This window comes from Paenibacillus sp. sgz302148, assembly GCF_056120465.1.
Genome location: NZ_JBVYOJ010000005.1, coordinates 14,358 through 26,866, shown reverse-complemented (window position 1 = coordinate 26,866; position 12,509 = coordinate 14,358). Strand labels below are relative to the sequence as shown.

Genomic DNA, 12,509 nt, shown 5'->3' with positions numbered 1-12,509 from the left:
ATGAATGATTCGATAAACGCTCCGTCGCCGTCGGCGGGATCATATTTGTTTACCATCCTGCGTATCAGTGTATTGTTCATCGTGCTGTGCGGAATCGTCTATCCGCTTGTCTGCACGGGGATCGCGCAGCTGGCGATGCCGGATCAAGCGAACGGCAGTTTGATCAAGAATGAAGCCGGACAAGTGATCGGCTCGGAGCTGATCGGGCAAACCTTCGCCGATCCGAAATTTTTCCACGGCCGCGTGTCCAGCATCGATTATAACGGCGCGGGCTCCGGCTCCAATAACTACGCGCCTTCCAACCCGGATATGCTGCAGAGGACGAAGGATTCGATCGAAGCATGGAAGCGGGAAAACCCGGACGTTCCGGTCAGTCAGTTGCCCGTCGATCTGATCACAAACTCCGGTTCCGGGCTGGACCCGCACATTTCGCCGGAATCGGCGAAGGTACAGGTGCCGCGAATCAGCAAGCTGACCGGCATCCCGGCCGAGAAGCTAAATGCACTGGTCGAGGAGCATACCGAGGGACGGGAGCTTGGCTTGTTCGGCGAGAAGCATGTGAACGTGCTGCAGCTGAATATTGCGTTGTCGGCGATGATACAATAGCCGTTCGAAAAACCTGCCTGATTGCAGAAATCAGGCGGGGTTTCGGCATGTTGTTGAGCATCGTCATGGGACCACGCACTACGCGCCGGGAGCTGCTAGCTGCGCGTGGTACGAATCACGTAATCACTGTACCGGTCGGTCATTGTGCGGTTGTTGATAAGGGGGAGTCATGGTGGAAAATTTCAAGAGAAAAACGCCGGAAGAAATATTGCTGTCGATCTACAAGCTGGGGCGCGGTCGGCTGAAAGTGTTGGTCGGAGCCGTAAGCGGATCGGGTAAAACGTATCAAATGCTGCGAGAGGGGCAGCATTTGCAGCAGCAAGGCATCGATGTCGTCATTTGCGGCGTGTCGACGCTGGGGCGGCCGGAAACGGTGGAACAAATCGGCAGTCTGGAGCGCGTGCCGAGCATCCATTGGGTGAAGGATGGTGTAGAGAAAAAGGATTTGAATCTCGAAGCGCTCGTGGCACGCAATCCGGAAGTCGTGCTCGTCGATAACTTGGCCCACCGCAACAGGGAAGGCGCCCGGTTCGCTACGAGACTGGACGACATTCATTATTTGCTGAACAAAGGAATCAGCGTCATTACGACGATTAATGTATATGAACTGGAAGGCATGCATGAAATTGCGCAGAAGCTGACCGGCATCGAAGCCGAAGAAACCGTTCCCGCAGATACGCTGGAGCTGGCGGACGAAGTCCGGCTCATCGACGTCAGTCCCGAAACGGTGCTGAAGCGGTTCGCGGAAGGCGGCCTACGGGGCGGCCGGGACGGCGAATGGCTGGAGCGGGGCAATCTCGGCGTGCTTCGTGAGCTGTCGCTGCGGCTCATGGCCGAAGACGTCAACGATTCGCTGGAGAAGCATCGCGAGAAGCTCGGCCTCGTCGGGCCGTCCGGCGCGGCGGAACGCATTCTTGTATCGGTGCAGTATCACTGGAACGGCTCGATCTATATTCGCCGCGGACAGCAAATCGCCAAACGGCTGAACGGCGAGCTCGTTGTCGCTTCCTTCGTCTCGCCGGAGAAGGAATTGTCGAAGGAGCAGGCTACGTTCCGAAGATCGATGATCAAGCTGACCGAAAAGGTCGGCGCCGCCTTCGAAGAGCTGCCGCTTCCGCCGAGACGCGCTTTGCCCGCCGCGCTCGTCCGGTATGCCCTTGAACGGCACGTGACACGGATCGTGCTGGGCCACTCCAAGCAAAAACGCTGGCAGGAGCTCATTCAAGGCTCTATTGTAAGCGGAATTTTGAAGCATACGCGCAATATCGACGTATTTATGGTCGCCGACCGCACCGAGCATGAGGGCGAGCGCATTATCCCGGCGAAACGCGAGCCGGAACGAACCGACGAGTTGTTCCGGAGGTTGAGCGACGACGAGGTGGAGGAGAAAATCGACCGGATCCGTCGCGGCAAATTTAAGGTGTATGTCGGCGCGGCGCCCGGCGTCGGCAAAACGTATACGATGCTGCGGGAAGGGAACGATTTGCGCAAAAGAGGGATCGACGTCGTCGTTGGGCTGCTGGAAACGCACGGAAGGAAGGAAACGGCCGCCCAGGTCGGCGAATTGGCGGTATTGCCGCGCAAGACGATCCATTATAAAGAAGCGAAGCTTGAGGAAATGGATGCGGACGAAATCATTCGGCGCAATCCGGAGGTGGTGCTCGTCGACGAATTGGCCCATACGAACGTGCCGGGCAGTACTTACAAAAAACGGTACGAGGATGTCATTCGGATATTGGAAGCCGGCATATCCGTGATCTCGACGGTGAACGTGCAGCATCTGGAAAGCTTAAATGATGCGGTGGAGCAAATTACCGGCGTGCGCGTACGGGAAACGGTGCCCGATTCCATCCTGCGCATGGCGGACGAGGTCGAGCTGATCGACGTGGCGCCCGAATCGCTGCGCCAGCGGATGAAGGAGGGCAAAATTTACGCGATGGCCAAGGTAGAGCAAGCGCTCGGCGCTTTTTTCAAGATAGGCAATTTGATTGCCTTGCGGGAGCTTGCGCTGCGCGAAATCGCCGACGATGTCGACGAGCGGCTGGAATCGTGGGAACGCCGGAAAACGCTGCGCGGCCCTTGGCGAAGGAAGGAGGTTATCTTCGTCTGCATCCATACGGGAGAACGCGCGGAGCGGCTGATCCGCAGAGGCTTTCGCATCGCGTACCGGCTGAAGGCGGCTTGGTTCGTCCTATATGTGCACGAAGAAGGCAAACCGGTGGATGAAGGGACGGCGAAGCGGATCGATACGCTTCGCTCGTTAACCGAACGGTTCGGCGGGACGTTCGAAATGCAGGAATCGCGCCGCCGGAAACGGATCGCGCAGGTGCTCGTGGACAAAGCGAACGAGTATCGCGCGACCCAGCTTATCATCGGTGGGTCGCGGAGACCGTTCTGGTACGAGTGGCTTCACGGCTCGATCGTCCGGAGCGTGCTTCGTTCGGCGCGGCATATCGACGTGCTCGTCGTAGCCGACCCTCAGTCGGACCGGACATGATCCGTATGTGCAGAAGACGGCTGTAACCGTTTTTGGTGCTGTCTTGCGCGTCGCGATGCAGTACAATGACCGTAACGATGAATTGAATCCAGGGTTACAATAATTGGAGCATCATCTTGTTGTCGCCATGACGGGTTACAAGCGCCCCGCGTTCATGCGATCTTCCATATGTTCATCCTTCGACAGTTGGTGTACAATGGCAGTGATATGCACGTCTGATCAGTTGCCTTCATGGAAAGGAGCAGTAGTCGGAGCATGGTTGCCGCCGTTGTCCTGAAGCAAAGCGCTTACTTTTTGTACGGCATTTTTGCGTTTTTAGTTTTGTTTATGATCTTCTTCACGCTGCATTATATCCGCAAGAGGGTCGGCGGTCCTGTCCTTTGGCTGCGATGGATTTGGATTGCGGGACTGGCGGGGGCGATGCTGTGCGGCGGGCTTTTTGCAGTGACGGAAGCCGCTCAAAAGGCGAATGCCGTTCCGCGAACGCTCGAGTTGACGGGCATTCAAGGAATCGGATTTTCGCCCGACGGCAAGCGGCTGCTCGTTTCCTCCGCGGAAGGCATACATGAATACGCGAACCGGGTGTGGAACAAGACGATAGATGGATCGCACCGGTATGCTGGGTTCAGCATAGTGGACAATGGGTATTACGCAAGTGGCCGTCCGGGTGAAGGGATTTCGCTGAAAGATCCGCTTGGCGTCGTCCGCAGCCGGGATGACGGCCGAACGTTGGACATCCTGGATCTATACGGCGAAGCCAATTTCTCTTTGCTTGCCGCCGGCTACCGCTCGCATGTGCTGTATGTCGTGAATTCGAAGCCAAATGCGCGCATGGAGCAGCCCGGTTTGTATCATTCGTTGAATGACGCGGCCACATGGAATCAAGTCGCGATGAACGGCGTGTATGGCGATCTGTACGCCATCGCGGCGCACCCTACCGCTTCCGGAACGGTGGCGATCGCAACGGAAACCGGCGTCTTCGTTTCGGACGACGCCGGCAGCCGCTTCGAGCAAATCGCCTTCAAGGTTCAAGCAACGGCCGTTGCCTTTGATTCGTCCGGGCATCTGCTTGCCGCGGGCTTCATGGACGGCAAGCCAAAGCTGTTCCGGCTGTCCCGCGAGACCGGGAAAATGGATATGATGGCTTTGCCGCAGCTCGCGGGCGGGGACGGCGTTGCCTTTATCGCGCAAAATGCCGCATCACCGAATGAATTAGCCGTCGCTACGGCGGCGAAAGACGTTTACCGATCCGCGGATAACGGGCGAACCTGGCTAAGGATCGCGGAAAAAGGACGGACTTTGGATCAAAATACCGAGAAACGATAGGAGGACTCCATATGAATCATCATGAACTGAACGATGAAATCCGGAATGTGCGGGCTGATGAGATGGATCAGCATTTCGCTCTGTCATCGTTCGCCTTTCAATACGACATTACGCCGGAAGAAATTGAGCTGCGCAAGCCATGGTTTGAGCCGGATTGGATCTGGGGATATTTTACGGAGGGCCAGCTTGCCGCCAAAGTCGTCATACTGCCTTTCGAAACGTACATCCAAGGCAAGCCGATATCGATGGGCGGCATCGCGGGCGTTGCCACTTGGCCGGAGCACCGCCGCGGTGGCAAAGTCGGAAAACTGCTGTCCGTCGCCTTGAAAGCGATGAAGGAGAAGGGCCAAATCGTTTCGTTCCTCAGTCCGTTTGACTTCCCATTCTATCGCAAATACGGCTGGGAAACGTACGTGGAGAAGAAGAGATATACGATCGAAAAAGCGCTGTTGCCGACTTCGATCGAAGCGGGCGGCCGGGTCGTCCGCAAAACGAAGCAGGAGTGGCCGCTGCTTGATCGGATCTATGACGAGTACGCACGAGCTTATAACGGGACGATCAAGCGGACGGAGCATCTCTGGTCGAATATCAACTTGCGGGCTCCGGGCCAGATCGCCGTATATTACGACGGGCAAGAGGAGCCTCGCGGTTATATTTATTATGAGGTCAAGAACAGCGCCATGACGATCCGCGAGCTTATATTCCTCGATGAATCGGCCAGGCTCGGACTGCTGAAATTTATCGCCAATCACGATTCCATGCTGGAACGCGTCACGCTGGACGCCCCGGCGGACGACCCGCTGGCGTTTCTGCTGCCGAATCCGCGTATCAAGCAGGAGGTCGTGCCGTATTTTATGGCACGTATCGTGGACTTCCCCGCATTCGTCGAATCGTATGCATTCGCTGCGAATCCATCGGCGGATGGAACGACGCGCGTTCTGCGGCTAAAGATCGCCGACAAGCATGCGCCGTGGAACGATGGCGGCTTCATGCTTTCCGTGGACGCCGATGGACGGGGGAGTGCAGAACCGCTGCGGAATGACGGTGGCGAATCGGCGACTGTGCCGCAATTGTCATGCGACATCCAGACGTTAACGGCGATGATGCTCGGCTACCGTCGTCCGGCGCTGATGAGTGTGATCGGCCGCCTGCAAGGCGATGCCGATGCGGTTCAGCTGCTGGAAAGCTTGATCCCGCACAAATTGCCTTATTTGATGGACTTTTTTTAATCCGCGCCAAAAAACATTGCCCGGTTCTTCATCGAACCGGGCTTTTCGTATACAACGTATCGCCGTTATTTCCACTCGCCTTGAATATTGTTTTTCGTAAGCTCCTGATTCACTTCATCGATCGCTTCTTTGCCGCCTTTGGCCATAAATTCCTCGACCATCTTGTCCCAATCGGATACCGGTCTTTGGCCAACGACCATCTTCGTTGTTTCATCCGTAATGTATTGGTTCAGCTCGGTTTTTTTGGCCATGTACGTCGGAGCGATAATGCGGCTTGTCGGATCAACGTAAAATTTGGTCGACTTCAGCATACCGGCAAGCGCCTTGTTAAACGCTTTGCCTTCCGGTGTTTTAGCGGTGTAGGCGAACTCGTCCAAATCGGCGTCGTTTAATGCCATGCCGAAATTCAAAATATAAGCGCTTGGCGCGACGGAGGAACGGTTTTCCGGAATGTATTGAGCGATGCCGTCCACGACTTTGTAGCCTTTGCCTTCTCCGCCGTTCATCCAGTCGTAATACGCGTTTTGCGCATTTTGTTGATCGGCCGGCACATAGGTGCGGAAATAATCGATCATTTCGAGAATGCGCTTCACTTTTTCCGGCTCGTCCTTCAGCTTGGACGAAATCATGTACATGCGATACCAGCCCGACCCCATCTTCAAGCCTTGGGAACCGTCCGGAGCCGCGAAAGGAGGAATCGGCACCACCTCGGCTTTCGGATCGTTCTGCTTTAATGTCGCAAAGTCGATTCCAGTGCCGCCGGGCTGCTCATACCAGATGCCGACTTTTCCTGCGTTAAATGCTTTGAACACATCGTTATAGTTTGTGACGGCCCAGTCTTTGTTAAGCGTCCCTGCTTTGTACAGATCGGCAAGGAACTCGATTTTTGCCTTGTTCGCTTGCGAAATGTTGCCCGGGATATATTGGCCGGCTTCGTTTTTGTGATACCAAGCCGTATTGCTGTAGTACGTGCCGAATGCCGGATCGTAATAAATGCCTTTTGCGAGGCCGAGGCCTTGCGTATCCGCTTTGTTGTTGCCGTCCGGATCGTTGTTGTTAAACGCGATAATAACCTGCTTCAGCTCGTCGTAATTGGTCGGCATTTTTAACCCGAGCTTGTCGAGCCAGTCTTTGCGGATGAGCGGTTTTTTGCCGCCTTTGGCCGAAAAATACGTCGGAATGCCGTAAACATGGCCGTCGACTTTCAGCGAATCCCAGATGTAGCCGGGTACAAGCTTGAACGTCTCATATTGGCTCAAAAACTCATCCAAAGGCAAAAATGCGCCTTCTTTTGCCCATTTGAGGTAGTTCGAGTTCACTTCCTCCATGCCGATAACGTCCGGCAAATCGCCGGAGGCCATTTTGACCGCCAATTTTTCTTCATACGTATCCCACGGGATATATTGCGATTTGAAGTCGACGTTGAATTTCTCGTTGATTTTCGTAACGGCTTCGCTTTGCGGAGCGGGCACCGGATCTTCCCAAGTACCGTCAAACCAGTTGATCGTAATTTTTTCGTTTTTCGCATCGGCAGCCGAATCCGCCGTTCCGGACGGCTCGGCCGAATCTTTGGTTTGTCCGCCGGAGCAGCCTACGATGCTGCCGATCAGCAAGACGGATAATGCAGCGGTCATCAGACGTTTTTTCAATGAAAACCCTCCCCGAGTCATTGTACAACATTTTTTCCCCTAACATGGTTTGCCGTTACCCTTTCACGGATCCGAGCATCACCCCTTTCGCAAAATGCTTTTGCAGAAACGGATAAACGATGAGTATCGGAATCGTTGCGATTAATATCGCCGCCATGCCGATCGTTTCGGCCGGAGGCGGGTTTTGCCCGAGCGCCATCTGCTTGCCTTCGGACAAGGTGTTCGTCGCCTGCTCCAAAATGACGATTTGCCGCAAAATGACCTGGACCGTCCATTTCGCCGGATCGCTAATGTAGATCAATGCCGAGAAATACGTGTTCCAGTTGTTCACCGCATAAAACAAGCCGAATGCGGCTAATGCGGGCTTGGACAACGGAAGGATGATCCGGGCGAAAATTTGCAAATCGTTCGCGCCGTCGATCCGTGCCGCTTCGGTGAGCTCTTGCGGAATGCCGAGGAAAAACTGCCGCATCACGATCAAGTTAAACGAATTGATCGCGCCCGGAATGATCAGCGCCCAATACGTATCAAGCAGGTGCGTTGCCCTTACGACCATATAAGTCGGAATAATGCCGGCCCCGAAGACGAAGGTGAACAGGACGAGAAAGAGGAAGAACCGCTGTCCCGTAATATTGCGCGAAAGAGAATAGGCCATCATGGAAGTCAGCATGAGACTGAGCAAGGTGCCTGCAGCCGTAACAAGCACGGTTACCACGATGGAGCGGGTGAACGCTTTCGAATGAAAAATGTACTCATAAGCGTCGAATACCCACTTTTGAGGAAATAACACGATTTCTTTTTGTACGTATTCCGCGTACGATGTGAATGACACGGTGACCATGTAATAGAACGGGAACAACATGACCAGTGCAATTACGGTTAGTAGGACGATGTTTACTAGATTGCCCAGTTTTTCAGGAAGTGTGTGTTGCACGTTAATAAACCCCTTCTTCGCCGAATTTTTTGGCAAGCCGGTTCGCCCCGACAATCAGCACAAGGCCAACGAAGGATTTGAATAACCCGACGGCTGTTGCGAAGCTGAAATCGGACTGCTCGATCCCTTTGTAATAAACAAAGGTGTCGAGTACGTTGCCCATTTCTTTGTTGAACGGGTTCAGCATGAGGAAGATTTGCTCGAAGCCGACGTCAAGAACGCTTCCCAAACGCAAGATGAGCAAAATAACGATCGTGCTGCGAATCGCCGGCAGCGTAATGTGCCATATTTGCCGCCACCGGTTCGCCCCGTCGACAACGGCGGCCTCGTACAAGTTCGGATTGACGCCCGACAGCGCAGCCAGGAATATAATCGTGCCCCAGCCGGATTCCTTCCAAATGACCTCGAGCACGACAAGCGGCATAAACCAGCCGGGCTCCTGCAGGAAAGAAATGGCTTCCGTGCCGAACGCCGCGTGCAGCAGCTTATTGATGATGCCTTCGCTTTTCAAGAAAACGGTTACAACACCAATAACGACAACCCAGGATAAAAAATGAGGCAAATAAACGATCGATTGGACGATCCGTTTATACCTTTCATTCCGCACCTCATTCAGCATAAGTGAAAGGATGATCGAGACCGGAAACGCAAAAACGATTTGCAGAAACGACAAGTATAGCGTGTTCCAGATGACCCGGACGACTTCGCTGTCTTCGAAAATTTTGCGAAAATGCTTCAGCCCGACCCAGTCGCTATGCATAAAGCCCTTAAAAGCGCTGAAGTCTTGAAAGGCGATGACGTTACCGGCCATCGGAACGTACCGGTATACGAGGAAATAAATAAGCCCGGGCAGAAGAAGCAAAAACAAGTAACGTTCTTTCCATAACCTTGCGGCCATCGCGCCGACCCTCCCGTAAAAAGTTTGTGTCTTGATTTGTTGCGGCATTGCTATAGTATAATAGGCAACACGGCCGAACCACCTGCAATACTGCGGTTTTCGTGCGAAATTGCGGGTTTTTCGAAGATTTGCACAGGTTTCGTAAAAATGCTCATTTCCCGGGGAGGAAGCTTGAAGGATGAAATCCATATTGCAATTAAAGCTTAACCGCCAATCCATCTTGATGAAGCTGCTCATCAGCTTTATGGCGATCATCCTGCTCTTTGTTTCGTTTAATTTGCTGTCGCTATTTATATTTCGTGATTCCGCCCACGATGAAATCATCACCTATAACGAAACGAACCTGTCCAACACGACACGCGGCTTCGAGCAATATTTTCAGCTGCTGAACGTTACGCTGGTCAATTGGTACTTAAAAGACGAAGACCTGCAAAAATTCAACAAGCCGAAGCTGGACTATGTCGCCGCCGGCAAAGTCATCGACGGATTGCAGAGCATGGCCGACAACCCGCAATTGTATTTGAACAATTTATTCGTGTATAACGTCAAGCTTGATTTTCTTCTGGAAAAATCGCGAGGAGGAAATCCGGAGGAGCTGTTCCGCAGCCACTACAACAATTCGAAATATCCGTTTGAATTTTGGCGGCGGGAGTTCGCAAAGCAATTTTATTTCAAGCTGTATCCGGCCGCGTCGTTCACGGCTTCAGATATGTCTAATAAGCCGCCGGCGCCGCAGATGGAGCTTGTCATGCCTTATATGATCAAAACCAAGCTGAATGCGGACCTTGTGCTGCTTGCGTTTATCGATGCGCGGAAGCTGTTTCTGAATTACCATCAATCGATAAACGATAACTTTTATATTCTCGATCCGCAGGGCGTTCCGGTTTTTTCTTCGGATTCGACGGGGGAACTGAAGCTTCCCGTCCTGCCGGCGGACAAAAACTGGGTAAAGGAGCACGGCAATTATTATTTCTACCAAAAGGGCGGCACAAGCGGGTATACGTACGTCAACATCGTGCCGGGAGCCGAAATTTCCGCACATCTTTACCGGCTGGTCGTTACGCTGATCGTTTTGCTTGTCATTGCCGTCGTGATCAGCATTACGGTATCGGTATTTTTCAGCATGCGGTTCAACAATCCGGTGCGGAGGATCGTCGAGTCGATTCGCCAGTTGAACGAGCTTAAGACGGGGAACGGGCCTGTCAACGAATTTGACCTGATTCATGAAAATATCGGGCGTCTCGTGGAAATGAGCAAGGATGCGGGCGCACGGCTCGAACAAAATAACAGCTTGCTGCACCATTATTCGCTCATGAACCGGCTGAAGCGAATCCGCAGCGGCTTTGCCGAGCCACGTGCAGCCGAACAGGAGCAATTGCCGTTCCGTTTCGTGTTGTTCCAGCTTGCGTTCAAGCAGCCGTTCTGGGACGAACTCGGCGGCGAGGAGGAGCGGGCCACTTATTTTATCCGCGAGTTCGTGCACCAGTCGATCGTCTCGCATATCGAGGATGCGCGGACATTTCAGGTGGAATCGGATCAGATTCTATCGATCATGTATACGAATGGGGCCGATGAACGGTGGAAGGAAGCTTTGGAAAGGCTGAAGCACGTTTTATCGGAGGACGGCCGATATTGCCTGATCACGATTTCGGTCAGCTCCCTTTACGAGCGCTCGTCCCAAATGACGGAAGCGTACGAAGAGGTGCTCATGCTGAACAAGCACCGTCCGTTTAGCGAAGAAACGGTGCTGATGGACAGGCTGCCTGGCGTCAAGGACGAGCCTCATTCCTTGTATGCGTCGATCGAGCAAGAGCTTCATGTGAACCTTCACGAAGGCAACGAAGCGCTCGTGCTGCAAACCGTCAAGCGCATGCTGGCGCACATGAACAAAAAACGGTACCCGTCGGTTTATTATCGGCAGTTTGCCGAAGAAGTGGCGAGAAAAGCGGTGCGAACGGTTCATACGCTCGGGCTTGATTCCGAGACTAGCGGATTATCCGGCTGGCTGCGGGAGATCGAACGGATTCATACGCCGGATGAGCTGGAGCAGTATTTGGAGCGGCTGGTTAGCGAGGTATGCCGGCGCGTCCGGCATAAAAAAGACGAGCGCGACCCGATTATTGACGGCGTAGCCCAATATGTGGAGACGTATTACGCGGAGGACGTCTCGCTCGATCTGCTGGCCGAACGGCTGGGCATTACCGGCGGATATTTATCGACGTATTTCAAGGAGAAAACGGGCATCAACTTCGTCGATTACGTGGGCGAATTCCGGATTCAGAAGGCGAAGGACCTGCTGCTGCATACCGATATGAAAATCCAGGACATTGCCGGCAAAACCGGATACGTCACGATGAGCTCTTTCAATCGGGCGTTCAAACGGTTTACCGGCGTAACGCCTAGCGAATATCGCAGGGGCGTGTCTAATTTAAGAGAAACCGTATAACCGCAACGGCCCGGCAGTATCGTCTGCCGGGCTACTCATTCACGGGTTATATGCTATGCGGTGGTCGCTCGAGCCGGAAACTCAATGCAATATTGGGCTTCCTTCACCCATTCCTTCTTCGCAAAATCTCTTCCCTTGATCCGAACTTTGTCGTCGTACACTTCCACGTACAGCCCTTGGCTGCTTTGTTCACGGGTTATGCTGTTCCATGATGCCATCACGCTCGCCGTATTCACCATCGTGAACCGTTCGCGGTGCATCGCATGGGGCATTTCGAGCGCCGCATGAGAATGTCCCGAAAAATAGATGACTTGCGGATACCGATTAAGCAAGCTTCTCAGCTGCTCATCCGGAACGACGCCGTGCCATTCGACCGATCCGGCAACCGTTTCCTGGAACGGCTGATGCAGAACGACGAAGATCGGTTTGGCCGGATCCGACCGCTCGGCAAGCTTTTGTTCGAGCCATTCGAACTGCATCTCGGAAATATACGAATTATCTTTTAACGTCGCCTCGTCTTTATACTCCGTTCCCAGTACGATAAAATGATAGCCGTTCAGCCAAAAATCGTATGTAATGCTCGTGCCGAGCTTTTCCTCGAAGCGCTTTCTTTTGATCTTGTAGCTTTCATGCCACCGTATATCGTGATTGCCCATCGCAAAATACGGCTGAGGATGAGGGAACTGCTCCAACACCGCCAAAAAACCGTCGTATTCTTTCTCCATCCCATTGTCGGTAATATCCCCGGCCATGACCAGCGCTGCGCTATCCGGGTCATTGTCCCGAATGTCCTCCAAAACGCGGATCAGCCTTTGGCTATGGGATGATTGCAGATCCGTCTCATTAATATGGATGTCGCTGATCACTTGAAAGCTTAATCTTTTCATTCGAATCGCCTCCCCCAATGGGTTTGATCTTGGATCG

The 12,509-nt window shown here is 53.4% G+C and carries 9 protein-coding genes; 5 read left to right on the top strand and 4 right to left on the bottom strand.

What is annotated here, in order from left to right:
- The 4 genes from kdpC to AC0LWM_RS08895 all read left to right on the top strand — a co-directional run bounded on the left by kdpC (position 1) and on the right by AC0LWM_RS08895 (position 5,658).
- Positions 1-606 carry a potassium-transporting ATPase subunit KdpC gene (gene kdpC / locus AC0LWM_RS08910; RefSeq protein WP_474674570.1) on the top strand — a complete coding sequence of 202 codons (606 nt, stop codon included), beginning with the start codon at positions 1-3 and terminating at the stop codon, positions 604-606.
- A gap of 172 nt (positions 607-778) precedes the next feature.
- A complete protein-coding gene (locus tag AC0LWM_RS08905; RefSeq protein WP_474674569.1) occupies positions 779-3,103 on the top strand; it encodes a universal stress protein in 2,325 nt (774 codons plus the stop codon).
- A 255-nt stretch (positions 3,104-3,358) separates the two neighbouring features.
- On the top strand, positions 3,359-4,429 hold the full coding sequence (locus AC0LWM_RS08900) for a F510_1955 family glycosylhydrolase (RefSeq protein WP_474674568.1): 1,071 nt from the start codon (positions 3,359-3,361) through the stop codon (positions 4,427-4,429).
- Between the two features lie 11 nt (positions 4,430-4,440).
- Positions 4,441-5,658 (top strand): GNAT family N-acetyltransferase, encoded by a 1,218-nt coding sequence (locus AC0LWM_RS08895; protein WP_474674567.1) that lies wholly within the window; start codon positions 4,441-4,443, stop codon positions 5,656-5,658.
- A 65-nt stretch (positions 5,659-5,723) separates the two neighbouring features.
- Here the strand turns inward: AC0LWM_RS08895 and AC0LWM_RS08890 are convergent, their stop codons facing one another.
- Genes AC0LWM_RS08890 through AC0LWM_RS08880 form a run of 3 tightly spaced genes read right to left on the bottom strand, consistent with a single transcriptional unit; the run spans position 5,724 to position 9,139 of the window.
- The gene (locus tag AC0LWM_RS08890) at positions 5,724-7,307 is read right to left on the bottom strand and encodes an extracellular solute-binding protein (protein ID WP_474674566.1); all 1,584 of its coding nucleotides are present in this window, start codon (positions 7,305-7,307) and stop codon (positions 5,724-5,726) included.
- Between the two features lie 55 nt (positions 7,308-7,362).
- Positions 7,363-8,241, bottom strand: a complete 879-nt coding sequence (locus AC0LWM_RS08885; protein WP_474674565.1) for a carbohydrate ABC transporter permease — start codon at positions 8,239-8,241, stop codon at positions 7,363-7,365.
- Position 8,242: 1 nt separating this feature from the next.
- The gene (locus AC0LWM_RS08880) at positions 8,243-9,139 is read right to left on the bottom strand and encodes an ABC transporter permease (protein WP_474674564.1); all 897 of its coding nucleotides are present in this window, start codon (positions 9,137-9,139) and stop codon (positions 8,243-8,245) included.
- 178 nt (positions 9,140-9,317) lie between these two features.
- Here AC0LWM_RS08880 and AC0LWM_RS08875 point away from each other — a divergent pair, with 178 nt between their 5' ends.
- A complete protein-coding gene (locus tag AC0LWM_RS08875) occupies positions 9,318-11,585 on the top strand; it encodes a helix-turn-helix domain-containing protein (RefSeq protein WP_474674563.1) in 2,268 nt (755 codons plus the stop codon).
- A gap of 53 nt (positions 11,586-11,638) precedes the next feature.
- On the opposite strand, the gene AC0LWM_RS08870 is transcribed toward AC0LWM_RS08875, so the two are convergent.
- On the bottom strand, positions 11,639-12,472 hold the full coding sequence (locus AC0LWM_RS08870; RefSeq protein ID WP_474674562.1) for a metallophosphoesterase family protein: 834 nt from the start codon (positions 12,470-12,472) through the stop codon (positions 11,639-11,641).
- Between the last annotated feature and the right edge of the window lie 37 nt (positions 12,473-12,509).

Coding starts and splice junctions, on each gene's coding strand:
- kdpC (WP_474674570.1), top strand. CDS start 1: ATGAATGATTCGATAAACGCTCCGTCGCCGTCGGCGGGATCATATTTG.
- AC0LWM_RS08895 (WP_474674567.1), top strand. CDS start 4,441: ATGAATCATCATGAACTGAACGATGAAATCCGGAATGTGCGGGCTGAT.
- AC0LWM_RS08875 (WP_474674563.1), top strand. CDS start 9,318: ATGAAATCCATATTGCAATTAAAGCTTAACCGCCAATCCATCTTGATG.
- AC0LWM_RS08870 (WP_474674562.1), bottom strand. CDS start 12,472: ATGAAAAGATTAAGCTTTCAAGTGATCAGCGACATCCATATTAATGAG.
- AC0LWM_RS08880 (WP_474674564.1), bottom strand. CDS start 9,139: ATGGCCGCAAGGTTATGGAAAGAACGTTACTTGTTTTTGCTTCTTCTG.
- AC0LWM_RS08900 (WP_474674568.1), top strand. CDS start 3,359: ATGGTTGCCGCCGTTGTCCTGAAGCAAAGCGCTTACTTTTTGTACGGC.